Raw genomic sequence first — 17,473 nt, 5'->3', positions numbered from 1 at the left:
GCGGAGAAGTCTGATGAACCGTATTCGCAAGGGTGATCAGGTAATCGTGATCGCCGGCAAGGACAAGGGTCAGCGTGGTGAAGTCACGCGCGTGGTCGGTGACCGCGTGTTCGTGGCCAACATCAACATGGTCAAGCGTCACACCAAGCCCAATCCGCAAATCAATCAACCCGGCGGCATCATCGAGCGTGAAGCCCCGATCCACCTTTCCAATGTCATGCTGTTCAACTCCGCCAGTGGCCAGGGCTCGCGCGTCGGTTTCAAGACGCTCGATGATGGCCGCAAGGTCCGCGTGTTCCGCGGTACCGGCGAGGTCGTGGACGCCTAAGGAGCCCATCGTGACTCGCCTCGAAAAAATCTACAAAGAGCAAGTCGTGCCGAAGTTGATTGAACGCTTTGGCTACAGCAATGTCATGCAGGTTCCGCGCATCACCAAGATCACGCTGAACATGGGCGTGGGTGAAGCGGCGGCCAACAAAAAAGTGCTGGAGAATGCACTGGCCGACATGGCCAAAATCGCAGGCCAGAAGCCGGTGGCGACCAAGGCGCGCGTATCCGTGGCCTCGTTCAAGATCCGCGATGGTTGGCCCATCGGCTGCAAGGTGACCTTGCGTCGTCACAACATGTACGAGTTCCTTGATCGTCTGATCAGCGTTGCGCTGCCGCGCGTGCGCGACTTCCGTGGTGTGCCGGGACGTTCGTTCGATGGCCGTGGCAACTACAATATGGGCATCAAGGAGCAGATCATCTTCCCCGAGATCGATTTCGATCAGGTTGATGCTCTGCGCGGCATGGATATTTCCATCGCCACCAACGCGCGCAGCGACGCCGAGGCCAAGGCCTTGTTCGAAGCGTTCAATTTTCCGTTCCGCAACTGATCCAGGATTCACCATGGCAAAGCAGTGCATGATCAACCGCGAGGTCAAGCGGGCCAAGCTGGTCAAGAAGTATGCGGCCAAGCGCGCTGAGCTGAAGAAGCTCATCGCCAGCCCGCAGGCTTCGTTCGAGGACAAACAGGCCGCGGTAACCAGGTTGCAACAGCTGCCGCGGGATTCCAGTTCCAGTCGGCAGACCACGCGCTGCGCTCTCACCGGGCGCTCGCATGGCGTCTATCGCAAGTTCGGCCTTGGCCGCAACAAGCTGCGCGAAGCAACCATGCGCGGCGACGTGCCCGGCCTGCGCAAGGCCAGTTGGTGAGTCAACAACGGATATCGGTGCAAGATCAACCAGGAATCAATACATGAGCATGACTGATCCCATTGCCGACATGTTCACCCGCATCCGCAATGCCCAGGCAGTGGGCAAGGTGGTGGTGAAGATGCCGGCGTCCAAAGCCAAGGCGGCGATTGCCGACCTGCTCAAGGCCGAGGGCTACATTCTGGATGTGCAGGTGGCCAGAGAAGGCGCCAAGGCCAATCTGGAAATCCGCCTGAAGTACTTCGAGGGCCGCCCCGCGATCGAGCGAATCGAGCGCGTGAGCCGCTCCGGCTTGCGTGTCTATCGTGGCAAGGGCGCTCTGCCGAAGGTGCTCAACGGCCTGGGCATCTCCATCGTCTCCACCTCCGCCGGTTTGATGACCGATGCCCAAGCCCGCGCCAAGGGTGTGGGTGGCGAAGTCATCGGCGTCGTGGCCTAACGAGGAGAAGAGCATGTCACGTGTAGCCAAGAAGCCTGTAATCCTGCCCAAGGGTGTCGAGTGCAAGTTCGATGCCGCGACGATCACCGTGAAGGGACCGAAAGGTTCGGTCAGCGCGCACTCCCCGGCCGGAGTCAGCTTGCGCATCGACGCAGGTCAAGTGCTTTGCGAGGCGCAGGGCGAGACCGAGATGAAATTCGTGGGCACGGCGCGTGCGTTGCTGGCCAACATGGTCAAGGGCGTTGCCGAGGGCTTCGAGCGCAAGCTGGAGCTGGTCGGCGTGGGTTACAAGGCCTCGATGCAGGGCAAGACCCTGAGTCTGACATTGGGTTTCTCGCATCCTGTCAATTTCGCCACGCCCGAGGGCATCACGCTGGAAACGCCGACTGCAACCGAGATCCTGATCAAGGGTGTCGACAAGCAGCGCGTAGGCCAGGTCGCCGCGAAGATCCGCGCATATCGTCCGCCGGAGCCCTACAAGGGCAAGGGCGTGCGTTATGCCGGCGAGCAAATCACCCTGAAGGAAGCCAAGAAGGCCTGATCGGCCTATCCGTTTCCGGAGACAAGACATGGAAAAGAACATCGCCCGACTGCGCCGCGCCAAATCGACGCGTGCGCACATTCGCAAACTGGAAGTCGTGCGCCTCAGCGTGCATCGCAGCAATCAGCATCTGTATGCGCAGGTGTTCAGTGCCAGCGGTGACCGTGTGATCGCTGCGGCCTCGACGTTGCAGGAATCGATCAACGCCGATCTCAAGGGCACCAAGAATATCGCTGCTGCGGCTGCGGTTGGCAAGGCGGTGGCCGAACGTTGTCTGGCCGCAGGCATCGACAAGGTAGCCTTCGATCGCTCCGGTTTCAGGTACCACGGCCGCGTCAAGGCTTTGGCCGATGCCGCGCGCGAGGCCGGCCTCAAATTTTAAGCGCGTTCATTACAACTCCAAGCGGCATCACGCCGTAAGCATGTGCTCGCTGCGCGGGCCACGAAACAAGGTGATTCATGTCCACGAACGATCGTGAAAATTCCGATGGCATGCTGGAAAAGCTCATTGCCGTCAATCGCGTTGCGAAGACAGTCAAGGGTGGTCGGCAGATGAGCTTCACTGCGCTGACCGTGGTCGGCGATGGTGATGGCCGCGTGGGCCTCGGCTATGGCAAGGCCCGTGAGGTACCCGCCGCCATCGCCAAGGCGATGGAGCGTGCGCGTCGCAACATGGTCAAGGTCAAGCTCAACAATGGCACGCTGCATTACGCCATCAAGGCCAATCATGGTGCCGCGCGCGTCTACATGCAGCCGGCTTCGGAAGGTACGGGTGTGATCGCCGGTGGCGCCATGCGCGCCGTGCTCGAAGTGGTCGGGGTGAAGAATGTGCTTGCCAAGGCAGTCGGTTCGCGCAACCCCATCAATCTGGTGCGTGCAACCATCAAGGGTCTGCAGGCGTTGAGCACACCCGAGTACATCGCCGCCAAGCGCGGCAAGACCGTCGCGGAGGTTCTGGGCCATGAGTGACAAGACCGTCAAGGTACGCCTGGTCAAGGGTCTGCGCGGCGTGCAACACCGGCATCGCCTGAGCGTACGCGCACTGGGTCTGAACAAGATCAATGACATGCGTGAACTGAAGGATAGCCCGCAAGTGCGTGGCCTGATCCATACGGTGAACTATCTCGTGCGTGTCGAGCTGTAATCAGCGGATTGGGAGTTACTCATGCGTTTGAATTCAATCAAATCAGCCGATGGTTCGCGCCGCGAGCGCGTGCGTGTCGGGCGCGGCATCGGCTCCGGCCTGGGCAAGACCGCCGGCCGTGGTCACAAGGGTCAGCACGCGCGCACCGGCAAAGGCAAGGTCAAGCCGGGTTTCGAGGGTGGGCAGATGCCATTGCAGCGGCGACTGCCAAAGGTCGGCTTCCGTTCCAAAATGGCGGCAGCAGCTCAGGAAGTGTTCCTGTATCAGATTGCGGCGATGAAGCTGGCTGTGATTGATGTTGCGGCGCTCCAAGAGGCTGGATTGATCAATCTCAAGGCCAGACGCGTGAAGATCGTCAAGAAGGGCGAGATCACCCGTGCGGTCAAGCTTTCCGGCGTACTTGCCACGGCCGGCGCCAAGGCGGCGATCGAAGCAGCCGGCGGCAGCGTGGAGTAATCACGTGGCTAAACAGGGCACCGGACTGGCCGGCTTCGGCAAGTTCACCGAACTCAAGCAGCGCCTGCTGTTCACGCTGGGCGCGATGGTCGTGTTTCGTCTTGGCTCCTTCATCCCGATTCCCGGGGTGAATCCGGAGGCGATGACGCGCATGATCGAGCAAGGTGGCGGCCTGTTGAACATGTTCAACATGTTCTCGGGCGGCGCGTTGGCGCGCTTCTCAGTGTTCGCGCTGGGTGTGGTGCCCTACATTTCGGCCAGCATCGTGGTGCAGATGCTGGGTTCGATCCTGCCGTCCTGGCAGCAACTGCGCAAGGAAGGCGCCAGTGGTCAGCGCATCATGACCAAGTACACGCGCTGGGGCACGGTGGGTCTGGCGGCATTCCAGGCATTCGGCATCTCCTTTGCACTGCAGAAGCAGGGTATTTCGGGTGGCGTCGACGTGGTTTATTCGCCTGGCTTCGGCTTCATCTTTGCTTCGGTGGTTGGCCTGACGGCAGGCACGATGTTCCTGATGTGGGTAGGCGAGCAGATCACCGAACGCGGCATAGGCAATGGCATTTCGCTGATCATCTTTGCCGGCATCGTCTCCGGCTTGCCCGGCGCGATCGTGCATACGTTGAGCATGGCCCAGAGTGGTGAACTTTCGGTACTCAAGGTATTGCTGGTGATCGCCATCATCGTGGCGGTGACCGCATTCGTGGTGTTCATGGAAAGTGCGCAGCGGCGCATTCCCGTCAATTACGCGCGACGACAGGGCGGGGGTGGGCGTGCCTACCAGAACCAGACCTCGCATTTGCCTCTGAAGATCAATATGTCCGGCGTGATTCCGCCGATCTTCGCGTCAAGCCTGATCATGTTCCCGGCGACGGCGGCGACATGGTTCAGCAGTGCGCAACATTTTTCATGGCTGCAGGCGCTGACGACCGCGCTGACCCCTGGCGAACCGATCTACGAGATCGTGTTCGGCGTACTCATCATTCTGTTCGCGTTCTTCTACACGGCGATCGTATTCAATGCTCCCGAGACCGCGGATAACCTGAAGCGTTCTGGTGCACTGATTCCGGGTATCCGTCCGGGCAAAGCGACGTCCGATTACATCGACGCCGTGTTGACCCGTCTCACTGGCGTCGGTGCGATTTACCTGGTCTTGGTGTGTCTGGTGCCGACCTTTCTGCAGACGGCTTGGAACGTGCCTTTCTACTTCGGTGGCACATCGCTGCTCATCGTGGTTGTGGTGGTGATGGATTTCAGCGCGCAGGTTCGCGCGCACTTGGTCTCTCACCAGTACGAGAGTCTCTTGAAGAAAGCCAACCTGCGGCGCAGCTGAGCAGGATAGGCAGTCGCTTCCGCGGTGCCTGAAGGTGCCGCGGGGCTTTGTATTCGGTCAGTTTACGGTTATAATCTCGCGTTTTCCGCGCGAATCAAGCATTCGGAGCATACACATGGCGCGCATTGCAGGTGTCAATCTGCCGGTCCAGAAACATGTCTGGGTCGGGCTGCAAGGAATTTTTGGAATTGGCCGCAGTCGCTCGCGCAAGGTGTGCGAGGACGCGGGCGTGAACCCTTCCACGCAGATTCGCTCGCTGACCGAGGCCGAGGTTGAGGCCTTGCGCCGCGAGGTGGGCAAGTACGTGGTCGAAGGCGATCTACGGCGCGAGGTCGGCATGTCGATCAAGCGTCTGATCGATATCGGCAGTTATCGCGGCCTGCGCCATCGGCGCGGTCTCCCGGTGCGCGGCCAGCGCACGCGCACCAACGCGCGTACCCGCAAGGGTCCGCGCCGCCAGATCAAGAAGTGACGAGACCCAACATGGCCAATGCTCCTGCTGCAGGCAAGACCAAGAAGAAAGTCAAGCGCGTGGTGACCGATGCGGTCGCGCACGTGCAGGCATCTTTCAACAACACCATCGTCACCATCACCGATCGCCAGGGCAATGCCTTGTCGTGGGCAACGGCGGGGGGTTCCGGTTTCCGTGGATCGCGCAAATCGACGCCGTTCGCGGCGCAGGTGGCGGCAGAAAAAGCCGGACGTGCCGCACTCGACTACGGTGTCAAGTCGGTTGAAGTGCGCATCAAGGGTCCGGGCCCTGGCCGCGAGTCGGCGGTGCGTTCACTCAATGCGCTCGGCTACAAGGTGATCAACATCATCGATGTGACGCCGATTCCCCACAACGGCTGCCGTCCGCCCAAGAAGCGTCGGGTCTGAGGAGATTACATCGATGGCTCGCTACCGCGGTCCCACCTGCAAACTGGCGCGTCGTGAAGGCGCCGATCTAAGCCTGAAGAGTCCGGCGCGTGCGCTTGACTCGAAGTGCAACCTTGAAACCAAGCCCGGCCAGCACGGCGTGGCGGTCAAGCGCGCGCGCCTGAGTGACTTCGCCGTGCAAATGCGCGAAAAACAGAAAGTCAAACGCATCTATGGCGTGCTCGAGCGCCAGTTCGGCAACTACTACACCAAGGCGTCCAACCAGAAAGGCAACACGGGCGAAAACCTGTTGCGTCTGCTGGAAACGCGCTTGGACAACATCGTCTATCGCATGGGCTTCGCGGTTACACGCGCCCAGGCGCGGCAGCTGGTTGCGCACAAGGCCATCACGGTCAACGGCAAGAAGGTCAACGTGCCATCTTATTGCGTGCGACCCGGTGACACGGTGGCTCTGACCGAGGGCGCGAGCAATCAGTTGCGAGTCAAGGAAGCCGCGACGCTGGCCGATAGCATGGATTTGCGTCCAGCCTGGGTCGATGTCGATGGCAAGAAGCTGGCTGGTGTGCTCAAGGCCCTGCCTGATCGTGCCGATCTGCCCTCGGATATCAACGAGAGTCTGATCGTCGAGCTCTATTCGAAGTAATTCAACTGGGAGCCTGATACATGGCAGCCTCTTCTACAAGTGTGCTGAAACCACGCGACCTCCAAGTCGAGCGTTTTGGTGCAAATCATGCCAAGGTTGTGGTCGAACCGCTTGAGCGCGGATTCGGTCACACTCTCGGCAATGCGCTGCGGCGCGTGTTGCTTTCCTCTATTCCTGGTTGTGCGATCGTCGAGGTCGAAATCGACGGTGTGCTGCACGAGTACACGACCATGGAAGGCCTGCAGGAAGATGTCATCGAGGTGCTGCTCAACCTCAAGGACGTCGCGATTCGCATGCACGGCCACGATGAAACCACCCTCACCCTGAACAAGAAGGGCAAGGGTGTGATCAAAGCTGCGGATATCACGCTCGACCACTCGGTCGAGATCGTCAATCCCGAGCACGTGATCTGCCATCTGACCAAGGATGTGGCGCTGAACATGCGCCTCAAAGTACGTCGTGGTTTGGGCTATCAGCCGGCCAGTGTGCGCCATGCCGCCGATGAGGAGGCGCGACCGATCGGTCGTCTGCAACTGGATGCTTCGTTCTGTCCTGTGCGGCGCGTGGCTTATGAAGTGGATGCCGCGCGCGTCGAGCAGCGTACCAATCTCGACAAGCTGGTGCTGGACATCGAGACCAACGGCACCATGGACGCCGAGGACGCAGTGCGTCGCGCCGCCGAGATCATTGCCGAGCAGCTGGCGATTTTCGGTGATTTCACGCGGCGTAGCGTCGAGGAAAATCAAGCCGACAAGAGCGGTTTTGATCCGATTCTGCTGCGTCCGATCGATGATCTGGAGTTGACGGTGCGTTCGGCCAACTGTCTGAAAGCCGAGAGCATCTACTACATTGGCGATCTGGTGATGAAGACCGAGGTCGAGCTGCTGAAGACACCGAATCTAGGCAAAAAGTCGCTGACTGAAATCAAGGACGTGCTGGGTGCGCGTGGACTCGCGCTCGGCATGAAACTGGAAAATTGGCCGCCGCCGGGTCATTCCCACGGCATGCAACTGGGCTGAGCGGCCCGTCTGAGGAATCAAATCCATGCGCCACCTTAAATCCGGCCGCAAGCTCAACCGCACCAGCAGTCATCGCGAAGCGATGTTTCGCAACATGGCCGCTTCGCTGATCAAGCACGAGCTGATCCGCACCACGCTGCCCAAGGCCAAAGAATTGCGGCGCGTCGCCGAGCCGCTGATCACCATGGCCAAGATCGATGGCGTTGCCAATCGTCGTCTCGCGTTTGCGCGGCTGCGCGACAAGCAGGCTGTGGGCAAGCTGTTTGTCGAGCTTGGCCCGCGTTACAACATGCGGCCAGGTGGCTATCTGCGTATCCTCAAGTGCGGATTCCGCGATGGCGACAATGCGCCGATGGCTTACGTCGAACTCGTCGATCGCCCGCAACTCGCTGCCGACGCTGACTGAACTCCGTCGCTATTGATCAAGCCCCGGGTGCAAGCATCCGGGGCTTTTTTATTCTCATGACAGCGCGCGGCATGTCGGCGGCATTATGCTGCGAGGGTGGTCGCTCGGTATTTTGCGATTGAGCAGGTTTGGCGCTTGGAGTATTCGATTCGGGTGCTGAAACAGGCGAATACGCGGCCTGATTTTCCGCATCCTGCGATGACACAGGAGCGATTTGCGAAACCGCTCGGCACATGGATGCGCAGCCGTGACGAGCACGCGAGGGCATGTCGCGACCCAGGCGGCGCGTCTCTGGCTCTGATGCGCCCGTTTGCTTGCAGACTGCGGCATGATGCTTGGTTTAGCTGACTGATCACAGGAGTCACCGTGCGCGCTGGACTCAATCCGCTGCAGTGGCCATTCCGGACCCGTTTCGGGCTGGGTTTCGTGGTTTGCGTGGTGCTGCTGGCCTATGCCCTCTACGTGCAGTTCAGTCTGCACATTCAGCCGTGTCCGCTGTGTATCCTGCAGCGCATCGCCTTCATGGTGATGGGTGTGGTTTTTCTGATCGGCGCGCTGCACGCTCCCCGTGTGCGCGGCCGCTGGGGTTACGTGCTGTTGATAGTCGTGGCGGCCTTGGCCGGCGCAGTGGTTGCAGCGCGCCAGCTGTGGTTGCAACTGCAGCCACCTAATCCGTTTGGCAGTTGCGGGGCGCCGCTGAACTACATGATCGACAACCTGCCTTTGACTGCGGTGATACGCAAGATTTTCGTCGGTTCGGGTGATTGCGCGGTCGTCGACTGGCGTTTTCTGGGCATGCCCATGCCGTTCTGGACCTTGCTGTGCTACGTGCTGCTGGGTGCATGGGCGCTGCCTGCCTTGCGCCTGCGGAAGCCAATGCCATGAAACCAACGCACGCCGAGCACACGCATTTGCCTGCGACCATGAAGCTCGCCCAGGACTGGACACCTGACTCATGGCGGGGCCGCAACGCCATGCAGCAGCCGCAGTACGACGATGTCGACGCATTGCATCGCGCGCTCGATGAATTGCGCCATTTGCCGCCGTTGGTCACCTCTTGGGAAATCCTCAGTCTCAAGCGTCAGCTAGCCGAGGCACAGGAAGGCAAGCGCTTCTTGCTGCAGGCCGGCGATTGCGCGGAAAGCTTTGCTGATTGCGCCAGTCCGCTGATTTCCAATCAGCTCAAGGTGCTCCTGCAGCTGAGTCTGGTGCTGGTGCATGGCCTGCAGATGCCCGTGGTGCGCGTAGGCCGCTTTGCCGGTCAATATGCCAAGCCGCGCTCGACCGACAGCGAAACCCGTGAGGGTATCGCCCTGCCCAGTTATCGAGGCGACAATGTCAATCGCGTCGAATTCAGTGCTGCCGCGCGTCGTGCCGATCCGGCGCGCCTGCTGCTAGGACACATGCATTCGGCATTGACGCTCAACTTCGTGCGTGCGCTGACCGAAGGCGGCTTCGCCGATCTGCATCATCCGGAATATTGGGATCTGGCCTGGGTCGAGCAATCGCCGCATGCCGTCGAATACCGCGCCATCGTCGCGCGCATCGCTGATGCGGTGCGCTTCATGGAAACCCTCGCTGGCGAGCCGGTGGCCAACTTGTCACGTGCCGAGTTCTACACCTCGCACGAGGCGCTGCTGCTGCATTACGAGCAGGCGCTGACGCGCCAGGTGCCGCGGCAGTGGGGCTGGTTCAACCTGTCGACGCATTTTCCGTGGATCGGCATGCGTACCGCGGCGATTGATGGCGCGCATGCCGAGTACTTCCGCGGCATTCGCAACCCGATCGCGGTCAAGATCGGACCTGAGGTCAAGCCGAACGAATTGATGCGCCTGATCGAGCTTCTCAATCCCGATGACGAACCCGGGCGCCTGACCCTGATCCACCGCATGGGTGCGGCGCGCATCGCCAGCGCACTGCCGCCGCTGCTGGATGCCGTGCGCGCGACCGGAAAGCGCGTGCTGTGGGTGTGCGATCCCATGCATGGCAATGGCGAAACGCTGGCCAGCGGGGTGAAGACGCGGCGCTTTTCCAATATCCGCTCCGAGATCGAGCAATCATTCGATCTGCACGCCGCAGCCGGAACGCGCCTTGGTGGCGTGCACCTGGAGTTGACCGGTGAGGACGTGACCGAATGTCTGGGCGGTGCGCGTGCGCTATGCGAGCAGGATCTGACCCGTGCGTATCGATCAACGGTGGATCCGCGGCTCAATTACGAGCAGGCGCTGGAACTGGGGCTTACCATCGTGCAACGCGTGCGGCAAAATAGCGCAGCAGCTGCACCAAGCTGAGCGGAAGCGGAACAATGCGCGAGGCCTGCGCTCTAATGCCGCAGTGGCCAGCGTTCCATCGATCTCGATCTGGTGAGGATTTATCGACATGCGCGGAGTGGTTTTACTTGCGTTGCTGGCCTTGGGCGTCAGCGGCGCTGTCCTTGCCCAGACCGGCAAGTCGAACGCGCGGCCCACGTCTGTGCCGGAGCAGCCGAAAGTCTCCACCAGCCTGCGTCAACGCATCGCCGCATGTACCGCTTGCCACGGCGCTTATGGTCAGGGCGGCGGCAGTGGTGGTTATGCGCCGCGCATCGGCGGCAAGCCCGTCGGTTACCTGTACCACCAATTGCAGAACTTTCGTGACGGGCGTCGTACCTATCCGCTGATGACATGGATGGTGCAGTACCTGCCCGATGCCTATATGCAAGAGATCGCAACGTATTTTTCCGACCAGTCGCCGCCACTGAGCGCGCCACAGACGCCCATGGTCAGCGTGGCCACACTGGATACAGGCCGCAAGTTGGCGACGCGGGGCGACCCTGCGCGCGGCGTACCGGCGTGCATGGCCTGCCACGGCAGCAGCCTGATGGGCGTGCAGCCGGACGTGCCCGGGCTGATTGGCCTCAGCAACGATTACATCAGTGCCCAGCTCGGTGCGTTCAAGCAGGGCATCCGCAGGACCAAGGCGCCGGATTGTATGCACGAAGTCACCGCCAAGCTCGATGGGGCTGAAATCGGTGCGGTCGCAGCGTGGCTGTCTTCGCAGCCGGTTCCCGCGGGCGCCAGGCCCGAGCCGGCCGGCAGCGTCAAGTTCCCGCTGCGCTGCGGCAGCATCGACGGTGATGGTTGAGGAGAGACCCGATGCGTCGCAAGATCTTTCGTGGAGTCGTCGTGCTGGCCGTGCTCGGGCTGGCATTCCTGGGCTGGGCCGTCTGGATGAGCGGCATCCTGCATCGCTCTGCACCGGAGTCACGACAAGTCGCCAGCAGTGTGCCATCGGCAGCGGCCGTGGCCAGCCAGAAGGCTTGGGCTGAACCGCGCTTCGCCAGCGTCATAGCGCGCGGCGAATATCTTGCGCGCGCTGGCGACTGCGTCGCGTGTCATACCATGCGCGGCGGCGCGCCCTACGCCGGCGGCCTGGCTACGCCGACGCCTTTCGGTCTGCTGTATTCGCCCAACATCACGCCGGACAAGCAATACGGCATCGGCAACTGGACCGAGGATGAGTTCTGGCGCGCGATGCACGACGGCATCGCCCCGGGCAACAAGCTGCTGTACCCGGTGTTCCCATTCACGCATTTCACCAAAATTTCGCGACCGGATGTGGACGCGATCTTCGCCTACTTGCGCTCGCTGCCGCCAGCCGCGCAGCCCAATCATCCCAACGAGATGCCGTTTCCGTTCAATCAGCGTTCCACTCTGGTGTTCTGGAGGGCCTTGTTCTTCCGTGCTGGCGAGTTCAAGCCCGATCCCAAACAATCACCCGAATGGAATCGCGGTGCCTATCTGGTCGAGGGCCTCGGCCATTGCGGCATGTGCCATAGCAGTTTCAATGCCCTCGGTGCCACCGACAAGAATGCGCAACTCGCGGGTGGCCTGATCCCCATCCAGAGATGGTATGCGCCGGCACTGAACTCGGGCGCCGAGGTCGGGCTTGGCGACTGGACCAATGATGAATTGGCGCAGTTTCTGAAGACCGGTGTATCCGTGCGTGGTGCAACCTACGGACCGATGTCTGACGTGGTGTTCCACAGCATGCAATACCTATCGGAGCCTGATTTGCAGGCCATCGCCACCTACCTGCGCGCACAACCTGCCCTGGTATCGCCCGGTGACGTGCAGAAGATCGAGGTTTCGCCGCAACTCGCTGCGGAACTGGCGCAGCAGGGCCGCCAGATTTATGTCAATCACTGCGCCGAGTGCCACCAGCTCAACGGGCGCGGCGTTGGCGAGCAGTACCCACCACTGGCCGGCAACCCGTCAATCGCGATGCAGCCCGGCACCAACGCCATTCGCATGGTTTTGCTGGGTGGTTTCCAGCCCGGCACCAAGGGCAATCCGCGACCGTATTCGATGCCGCCGTTCGCGCAGATGTTGAATGATCATGATGTCGCCGCCGTGGTCACCTACATCCGTCAGGCATGGGGCAACAACGCGCCTGCCGTATCGCCCTCCGTCGTCACGCGCTTCCGGCAGGTGCCGGAATAGAGCCCGTCGCTGACCGGGAAGATGATTTCCAGCCCGTACCGCGGATGGCGCGTGGCCATCCCGGTGCCGCTGATGCTCGCGGGATCGCGCTGCGCGCGTGGTTGCGCTGGTTCATGCGCACCTGATTCAACAACGTGGCCGGTCCGCTCGACGCCGAGGTCATCGACCGCGCAAGGGGGTTTCCGAAGCTTGCTGTGGCTTTTCCGCCTACGGCATGAGGTCGCAGCCGCATGCCATGCCAACCTGCAGTCGCGTGGCAGCGCGACAATTTGGCTGGCTCGCATGGCACTTGGCAACGCGACGCGTGACGTACCTTGCATCAGCGGTGTCTAATCAGTACCATTTTGGTCTTGATTGGAGGTTTGCCATGCTGCGCCTCAGCCGCCTCACCGATTACGCCACGGCCGCCCTAGGCTGGATGGCCGAGCGCCCCGAGCGCATTGTCTCGGTCGCCGACATCGCCCAAGCCCTGCATCTGGAAGCCGCGACCGTGGCCAAGGTGCTGCGCGCGCTGGTACAGGCTGGCGTGGTCGAATCATTTCGTGGTGCTACGGGCGGCTACCGGTTGAGCCGCCCGCCCGCGCAAATCAATCTGGTCACCATTGTCGAAGCACTGGAAGGACCGTTGGGCATGACCGATTGCGCCGCCGGGGCAGCTTGCGAGCATGCCCTGCATTGTGGCGTCAGCGCACCGTGGCAGCGCATCAGCGCGGTGGTGGCCGCCACGCTCTCGCGCATGAGTCTGGCTGATCTGGCGCGGCCCGTGGCGCAGCGTCGCCACAAGGAAATCGCATGAACGAGATCCAGTTCGAAGCGCGTCCGGCCACGCCAGATACAGTTGCCGATGCGCTCAATCGGCGCTACGCGGCTGGCTTCATCACGGATATTGAAACCGACAGCCTGCCGCCCGGACTGGACGAAGGCGTGGTGCGCGCGATTTCAGCGCTCAAGCGCGAGCCGGCCTGGATGACCGACTGGCGCTTGGCCGCGTTTCGTCACTGGCAGACGATGCCGATGCCGCACTGGGCCAAGTTGAAGATCGAACCGATCGATTTCCAGGCGATCAGCTACTACGCCGCGCCCAGGCAAGGCCCGAAATCGCTGGCCGAGGTCGATCCCAAGCTGCTGGAAACCTACGACAAGCTGGGCGTGCCGCTGCACGAGCGCGCACGTCTGGCCGGTGTCGCCGTCGATGCGGTGTTCGACTCGGTGTCGGTGGGCACGACGTTCCGCGCAGAGCTCAAGCGCGCCGGGGTGATCTTCTGCTCGATGAGCGAGGCTATCCGTGAGCACCCAGAACTGGTGCGTCGGTATCTCGGCAGCGTCGTGCCCAGCGGCGACAACTTCTTTGCCGCGCTCAACTCGGCGGTTTTTTCCGATGGCAGTTTCGTGTTCGTGCCGCGCGGCGTGCGTTGTCCGATGGAACTGAGCACCTATTTCCGCATCAATGCCATGAACACCGGCCAGTTCGAGCGCACTCTGATCGTGTGCGAGGAAGCCGCCGTGGTGTCGTATCTCGAAGGTTGCACCGCGCCGATGCGCGACGAGAACCAGTTGCACGCGGCGGTGGTCGAGCTGGTCGCGCTGGATGACGCCAGCATCAAGTACAGCACCGTGCAAAACTGGTATCCGGGTGACGAGAATGGCGTCGGCGGCATCTACAACTTCGTGACCAAGCGCGGTGAATGCCGCGGCGCGCGCAGCAAGATCAGTTGGACGCAGGTCGAGACCGGCTCTGCGATCACCTGGAAATACCCGTCCTGCGTGCTGCGTGGTGACGACTCGGTGGGCGAGTTCCATTCGGTGGCGCTGACCCACCACCACCAGCAGGCCGACACCGGCACCAAGATGATCCACATCGGTCGCAACACCAAGAGCAAGATCGTGTCCAAGGGCATCAGCGCGGGGCAGGGACAGAACAGCTACCGCGGCTTGGTGCGCGTGGAGCGCGGTGCCAGCGGCGCGCGCAACCACACCCAGTGCGACTCGCTGCTGATCGGCAAGCGCTGCGGCGCGCACACATTCCCCAGCATCGAGGTGAAAAACCCGGGCGCCATCGTCGAGCACGAAGCCACGACCTCGAAGATCTCCGACGAGCAGTTGTTCTACTGCCGCGCGCGCGGTATCGCCGAGGAAGACGCGGTGTCGATGATCGTCGATGGCTTCTGCCGCCAGGTATTCCGCGAGCTACCCATGGAGTTCGCGGTCGAAGCCAAGAAACTGCTGGATGTCTCGCTCGAGGGTGCAGTCGGATGAGTGGCACGCGCCAATCCCACTGGCAGTCGGTGTACGCGAGCAAGTCCGAGACGCAGACAAGCTGGTATCGCCCGCATCTGGATCACTCACTGCGCCTGGTCGACGGCCTTGCATTGCCGCCGGATGCGCCACTGATCGATATCGGTGGCGGCCGCGCCACGCTGGTCGATGACCTGCTGGCGCGTGGTTATCGCGATGTGAGCGTGCTTGATCTTGCCGTCGTCGCGCTGGACGCCGCGCGCCAGCGCCTGGGCGCGGATGCCGCGCAGGTGCGCTGGTTGTGCGCGAATATTCTCGATGTCGATCTCCCCGCCGCGCACTACGCGCTCTGGCACGACCGCGCCGTGTTTCATTTTCTCACCGAGCCGGCGCCACGCGCGGCCTATCTCGCGCAGATCACGCGCGCGTTGCGCCCGGGTGGTCACGCCATCATTGCAACGTTCGCGGCGGACGGCCCCGCGAGGTGCAGTGGCCTGCCCGTGCAGCGTTATGCTGCTGAGGCGCTAGCGGCCTGCTTCGCAGCACACTTCGAGTGCGTGGGCGACAGCCGCGAAGAACATCGCACCGCGGCCGGAGCCGTGCAGCCATTTACCTACGTGTTGCTGCGCAAGCGCAGTGACGCCCCAGTCATTTCCGAGTCCGTATCATGCTGAAGATCGAGAACCTGCATGTCCACGTCGCCGGCAAGGAGATCCTCAAAGGGCTCTGCCTGCAGGTGAACGCCGGCGAGGTGCACGCCATCATGGGTCCGAACGGCGCCGGCAAGTCCACGTTGGGCAATGTACTGGCCGGGCGCGAAGGCTACGAGGTCAGCGCTGGCACGGTGACCTTCGAGGGCCGCGACCTGCTGATGCTGCAGCCCGAGGAGCGCGCCGCCGCGGGGGTGTTCCTGGCGTTCCAGTACCCGGTGGAGATCCCCGGCGTCAACAACACCTACTTTCTGCGCGCGGCGCTGAATGCGCAGCGCAAGGCGCGCGGCGAGCCCGAGCTGGACTCGATGCAGTTCCTCAAGCGGGTGCGCGAAAAACTCAAGGTGCTCGACCTGCCGGATGCGTTGCTGCATCGCGGCGTCAACGAGGGTTTTTCGGGCGGCGAGAAAAAGCGCAACGAGATCTTCCAGATGGCGCTGCTCGAACCCAGGTTGGCCATTCTCGACGAGACTGATTCTGGTCTGGACATCGATGCGTTGCGCCAAGTCGCGGCGGGCGTCAATGCGCAGCGCACGCCAGAGCGTGCGTTCATCGTGATCACGCATTATCAGCGTCTGCTTGATCACATCCGCCCTGACCAGGTGCATGTGCTGGCCGATGGCCGCATCACCGCCAGCGGCGGCGTCGAGCTGGCCGTGAAACTCGAAGCCGAAGGCTATGCCGGCATGCCGCAGGAAGCGCAGGCGTGAGCACGGCGTTGCTGGCCGCAGCGTTGCAGCACGCCGGCGTACCGGATTTACCCGGTACCGGCATTGCCGAAGTCGATGCCGCGCGCGCCGCGGCGCGCGCGCTGCTGGCGCGGCGTCCGACGCTGACCGATGTGCATGCCGAGGCCTGGCGCTATACCAGCCTGCGCGCGCTGGAGGCACAGAATCTGCCCCTGGCGTTGCCGCCTGCCGCACGCATCACGCCGGATTTGCCGCCTGCCTCGGGGCTGCGGCTGGTGTTCATCGATGGGCATTACGCGCCGCATGCCTCGCTGACGCGAAATTTGCCTGCAGGCGTGACGCTCAAGCCGTTGGTCGATGTGAGCGCTGCCGAATGGCGCACCCACGCTGCGCTGCTGCGCCTGCCGTTGGCGGATGCCGATGCGCTGGCGGCGCTGAATCTGGCTTTCGCCAGTGCTGGCGTGCTGTTTGCGGTGCCTGCGGGCGTGGTGATCGAGACGCCAATCGAGATGGTCTATCTCGGCGCCACGAACATTCCCGGTGCCTGGCATGCGCGCAGCTGCATCATGCTGGGTGAAGCTGCGCGCGCCACCGTGATCGAGCGCAGCATCGGCGCGGGTGCGGGTCTGGCCACGCTGTACGCCGATGTCGCGCTGGCAGCGAACGCGCGGCTGGATCTGGTCCAGTTGCAGGAAGCCGGTGCAGCGCTGAGCCTGCTGCGCAGCAGCGTGATCGACTTGCATGCGCGCGCCACGTTGCGCCTGCATGCCATCGATCTGGGCGCGGCACTCACGCATCACGCCTTGAGCGTGCGGCTGCTCGGCGCGCATGCCCAGGTCGAACTGCGCCACGTCGTTGCGTTGGACCGCCGCCAGCACGCCGATTTGCAACTCGATCTACTGCATGCCGTCGGCGACACGCGTTGCGATGTGCGCTGCCGCGCCGTGGCCGGGGGCCGCGCGCGCGCCGTGCTGCAGGGTGCGATCCGCATTGCCGAGGGTGCCGACGGCAGCGATGCCGCGCTCGACACGCACAACTTGCTGCTGTCGGAGCAGGCCGAGATCGACGCCCGCCCGGTCATGGAGATTTACGCCGATGAAGTGCGCGCCGCGCACGGCGCCAGCGTGGGCCAGCTCGACGCGATGATGCTGTTTTACTTGCGCGCGCGCGGCATCCCCATGGCCGAGGCGCGCGCACTGCTGACCGCGGCGCACTGCCGCACCGTGCTGGGCGATATTGCCCACATCGATGTGCGCGCAGCCGCCCTGCAGGCGCTGGATGCGCGCATCCAGTCGTTGCGCTGA

General features: G+C 62.5%; 24 protein-coding genes. All 24 read left to right on the top strand.

Annotated features, from left to right (window positions below; translation table 11 throughout):
- The first annotated feature begins 10 nt into the window (after nt 1–10).
- The 24 genes from rplX (at nt 11) to Mschef_RS13435 (ending at nt 17,473) form a co-directional block, all read left to right on the top strand.
- Nucleotides 11–328 carry a 50S ribosomal protein L24 gene (gene rplX, locus Mschef_RS13550; RefSeq protein ID WP_176212470.1) on the top strand — a complete coding sequence of 106 codons (318 nt, stop codon included), beginning with the start codon at nt 11–13 and terminating at the stop codon, nt 326–328.
- 7 nt (nt 329–335) lie between these two features.
- A complete protein-coding gene (gene rplE / locus Mschef_RS13545; protein ID WP_081130045.1) occupies nt 336–878 on the top strand; it encodes a 50S ribosomal protein L5 in 543 nt (180 codons plus the stop codon).
- A 13-nt stretch (nt 879–891) separates the two neighbouring features.
- The gene (gene rpsN, locus Mschef_RS13540; protein ID WP_081129270.1) at nt 892–1,197 is read left to right on the top strand and encodes a 30S ribosomal protein S14; all 306 of its coding nucleotides are present in this window, start codon (nt 892–894) and stop codon (nt 1,195–1,197) included.
- A 43-nt stretch (nt 1,198–1,240) separates the two neighbouring features.
- Nucleotides 1,241–1,636 carry a 30S ribosomal protein S8 gene (rpsH, locus tag Mschef_RS13535; RefSeq protein WP_081129267.1) on the top strand — a complete coding sequence of 132 codons (396 nt, stop codon included), beginning with the start codon at nt 1,241–1,243 and terminating at the stop codon, nt 1,634–1,636.
- Nucleotides 1,637–1,649: 13 nt separating this feature from the next.
- Entirely contained in the window at nt 1,650–2,177 is a 528-nt protein-coding gene (gene rplF, locus Mschef_RS13530; RefSeq protein ID WP_081129264.1) for a 50S ribosomal protein L6, read from the top strand.
- 28 nt (nt 2,178–2,205) lie between these two features.
- Nucleotides 2,206–2,559, top strand: coding sequence for a 50S ribosomal protein L18 (rplR, locus tag Mschef_RS13525; protein WP_081129262.1), 354 nt, complete (start codon nt 2,206–2,208; stop codon nt 2,557–2,559).
- 77 nt (nt 2,560–2,636) lie between these two features.
- Nucleotides 2,637–3,146, top strand: a complete 510-nt coding sequence (gene rpsE / locus Mschef_RS13520; protein WP_081129259.1) for a 30S ribosomal protein S5 — start codon at nt 2,637–2,639, stop codon at nt 3,144–3,146.
- The gene (rpmD, locus tag Mschef_RS13515; protein WP_081129257.1) at nt 3,139–3,321 is read left to right on the top strand and encodes a 50S ribosomal protein L30; all 183 of its coding nucleotides are present in this window, start codon (nt 3,139–3,141) and stop codon (nt 3,319–3,321) included. The genes rpsE and rpmD overlap by 8 nt, the downstream gene beginning before the upstream one ends.
- A 21-nt stretch (nt 3,322–3,342) precedes the next feature.
- Nucleotides 3,343–3,777: a 50S ribosomal protein L15 gene (gene rplO / locus Mschef_RS13510; RefSeq protein WP_081129254.1), complete on the top strand. Its 435-nt coding sequence runs from the start codon at nt 3,343–3,345 to the stop codon at nt 3,775–3,777.
- 4 nt (nt 3,778–3,781) lie between these two features.
- Entirely contained in the window at nt 3,782–5,107 is a 1,326-nt protein-coding gene (gene secY, locus Mschef_RS13505; RefSeq protein WP_081129251.1) for a preprotein translocase subunit SecY, read from the top strand.
- A 115-nt stretch (nt 5,108–5,222) separates the two neighbouring features.
- A complete protein-coding gene (gene rpsM, locus Mschef_RS13500; RefSeq protein WP_081129249.1) occupies nt 5,223–5,579 on the top strand; it encodes a 30S ribosomal protein S13 in 357 nt (118 codons plus the stop codon).
- Nucleotides 5,580–5,590: 11 nt separating this feature from the next.
- A complete protein-coding gene (rpsK, locus tag Mschef_RS13495) occupies nt 5,591–5,986 on the top strand; it encodes a 30S ribosomal protein S11 (protein WP_081129247.1) in 396 nt (131 codons plus the stop codon).
- 13 nt (nt 5,987–5,999) lie between these two features.
- Nucleotides 6,000–6,629 carry a 30S ribosomal protein S4 gene (gene rpsD / locus Mschef_RS13490; RefSeq protein ID WP_081129244.1) on the top strand — a complete coding sequence of 210 codons (630 nt, stop codon included), beginning with the start codon at nt 6,000–6,002 and terminating at the stop codon, nt 6,627–6,629.
- Nucleotides 6,630–6,649: 20 nt separating this feature from the next.
- Complete coding sequence (locus Mschef_RS13485) at nt 6,650–7,648, top strand: DNA-directed RNA polymerase subunit alpha (RefSeq protein ID WP_081129241.1); 999 nt, start codon at nt 6,650–6,652, stop codon at nt 7,646–7,648.
- 25 nt (nt 7,649–7,673) lie between these two features.
- Nucleotides 7,674–8,054 carry a 50S ribosomal protein L17 gene (gene rplQ, locus Mschef_RS13480; RefSeq protein ID WP_081129238.1) on the top strand — a complete coding sequence of 127 codons (381 nt, stop codon included), beginning with the start codon at nt 7,674–7,676 and terminating at the stop codon, nt 8,052–8,054.
- A gap of 366 nt (nt 8,055–8,420) precedes the next feature.
- Nucleotides 8,421–8,939 (top strand): disulfide bond formation protein B, encoded by a 519-nt coding sequence (locus Mschef_RS13475; protein ID WP_081129235.1) that lies wholly within the window; start codon nt 8,421–8,423, stop codon nt 8,937–8,939.
- Nucleotides 8,936–10,345: a class II 3-deoxy-7-phosphoheptulonate synthase gene (locus tag Mschef_RS13470; RefSeq protein ID WP_081129232.1), complete on the top strand. Its 1,410-nt coding sequence runs from the start codon at nt 8,936–8,938 to the stop codon at nt 10,343–10,345. Before Mschef_RS13475 ends, Mschef_RS13470 begins: the two co-directional genes overlap by 4 nt.
- Nucleotides 10,346–10,433: 88 nt before the next feature.
- Nucleotides 10,434–11,177, top strand: a complete 744-nt coding sequence (locus Mschef_RS13465) for a c-type cytochrome (RefSeq protein ID WP_081129229.1) — start codon at nt 10,434–10,436, stop codon at nt 11,175–11,177.
- Between the two features lie 11 nt (nt 11,178–11,188).
- Nucleotides 11,189–12,535, top strand: coding sequence for a cytochrome c (locus tag Mschef_RS13460; protein WP_081129226.1), 1,347 nt, complete (start codon nt 11,189–11,191; stop codon nt 12,533–12,535).
- Nucleotides 12,536–12,902: 367 nt separating this feature from the next.
- Nucleotides 12,903–13,331: an SUF system Fe-S cluster assembly regulator gene (locus tag Mschef_RS13455; protein ID WP_081129223.1), complete on the top strand. Its 429-nt coding sequence runs from the start codon at nt 12,903–12,905 to the stop codon at nt 13,329–13,331.
- Nucleotides 13,328–14,791 (top strand): Fe-S cluster assembly protein SufB, encoded by a 1,464-nt coding sequence (gene sufB, locus Mschef_RS13450; RefSeq protein ID WP_081129221.1) that lies wholly within the window; start codon nt 13,328–13,330, stop codon nt 14,789–14,791. Before Mschef_RS13455 ends, sufB begins: the two co-directional genes overlap by 4 nt.
- Nucleotides 14,788–15,444: a class I SAM-dependent methyltransferase gene (locus Mschef_RS13445; RefSeq protein WP_081129218.1), complete on the top strand. Its 657-nt coding sequence runs from the start codon at nt 14,788–14,790 to the stop codon at nt 15,442–15,444. Before sufB ends, Mschef_RS13445 begins: the two co-directional genes overlap by 4 nt.
- The gene (sufC, locus tag Mschef_RS13440) at nt 15,438–16,190 is read left to right on the top strand and encodes a Fe-S cluster assembly ATPase SufC (RefSeq protein ID WP_081129215.1); all 753 of its coding nucleotides are present in this window, start codon (nt 15,438–15,440) and stop codon (nt 16,188–16,190) included. Before Mschef_RS13445 ends, sufC begins: the two co-directional genes overlap by 7 nt.
- Nucleotides 16,187–17,473 (top strand): SufB/SufD family protein, encoded by a 1,287-nt coding sequence (locus Mschef_RS13435; protein WP_081129212.1) that lies wholly within the window; start codon nt 16,187–16,189, stop codon nt 17,471–17,473. Before sufC ends, Mschef_RS13435 begins: the two co-directional genes overlap by 4 nt.

The sequence above is a fragment of the Metallibacterium scheffleri genome, from assembly GCF_002077135.1.
GTDB lineage: Bacteria > Pseudomonadota > Gammaproteobacteria > Xanthomonadales > Rhodanobacteraceae > Metallibacterium > Metallibacterium scheffleri.
Note: the sequence above shows the minus strand (reverse complement) of the source record. Positions and strands in the feature narration are given on the sequence as shown.

Coding starts and splice junctions, on each gene's coding strand:
- rpsN (WP_081129270.1), top strand. CDS start 892: ATGGCAAAGCAGTGCATGATCAACCGCGAGGTCAAGCGGGCCAAGCTG.
- rpsH (WP_081129267.1), top strand. CDS start 1,241: ATGAGCATGACTGATCCCATTGCCGACATGTTCACCCGCATCCGCAAT.
- rplF (WP_081129264.1), top strand. CDS start 1,650: ATGTCACGTGTAGCCAAGAAGCCTGTAATCCTGCCCAAGGGTGTCGAG.
- rplR (WP_081129262.1), top strand. CDS start 2,206: ATGGAAAAGAACATCGCCCGACTGCGCCGCGCCAAATCGACGCGTGCG.
- rpsE (WP_081129259.1), top strand. CDS start 2,637: ATGTCCACGAACGATCGTGAAAATTCCGATGGCATGCTGGAAAAGCTC.
- rpmD (WP_081129257.1), top strand. CDS start 3,139: ATGAGTGACAAGACCGTCAAGGTACGCCTGGTCAAGGGTCTGCGCGGC.
- rplO (WP_081129254.1), top strand. CDS start 3,343: ATGCGTTTGAATTCAATCAAATCAGCCGATGGTTCGCGCCGCGAGCGC.
- rpsM (WP_081129249.1), top strand. CDS start 5,223: ATGGCGCGCATTGCAGGTGTCAATCTGCCGGTCCAGAAACATGTCTGG.
- rpsK (WP_081129247.1), top strand. CDS start 5,591: ATGGCCAATGCTCCTGCTGCAGGCAAGACCAAGAAGAAAGTCAAGCGC.
- rpsD (WP_081129244.1), top strand. CDS start 6,000: ATGGCTCGCTACCGCGGTCCCACCTGCAAACTGGCGCGTCGTGAAGGC.
- Mschef_RS13485 (WP_081129241.1), top strand. CDS start 6,650: ATGGCAGCCTCTTCTACAAGTGTGCTGAAACCACGCGACCTCCAAGTC.
- rplQ (WP_081129238.1), top strand. CDS start 7,674: ATGCGCCACCTTAAATCCGGCCGCAAGCTCAACCGCACCAGCAGTCAT.
- Mschef_RS13470 (WP_081129232.1), top strand. CDS start 8,936: ATGAAACCAACGCACGCCGAGCACACGCATTTGCCTGCGACCATGAAG.
- Mschef_RS13465 (WP_081129229.1), top strand. CDS start 10,434: ATGCGCGGAGTGGTTTTACTTGCGTTGCTGGCCTTGGGCGTCAGCGGC.
- Mschef_RS13460 (WP_081129226.1), top strand. CDS start 11,189: ATGCGTCGCAAGATCTTTCGTGGAGTCGTCGTGCTGGCCGTGCTCGGG.
- Mschef_RS13455 (WP_081129223.1), top strand. CDS start 12,903: ATGCTGCGCCTCAGCCGCCTCACCGATTACGCCACGGCCGCCCTAGGC.
- sufB (WP_081129221.1), top strand. CDS start 13,328: ATGAACGAGATCCAGTTCGAAGCGCGTCCGGCCACGCCAGATACAGTT.
- Mschef_RS13445 (WP_081129218.1), top strand. CDS start 14,788: ATGAGTGGCACGCGCCAATCCCACTGGCAGTCGGTGTACGCGAGCAAG.
- sufC (WP_081129215.1), top strand. CDS start 15,438: ATGCTGAAGATCGAGAACCTGCATGTCCACGTCGCCGGCAAGGAGATC.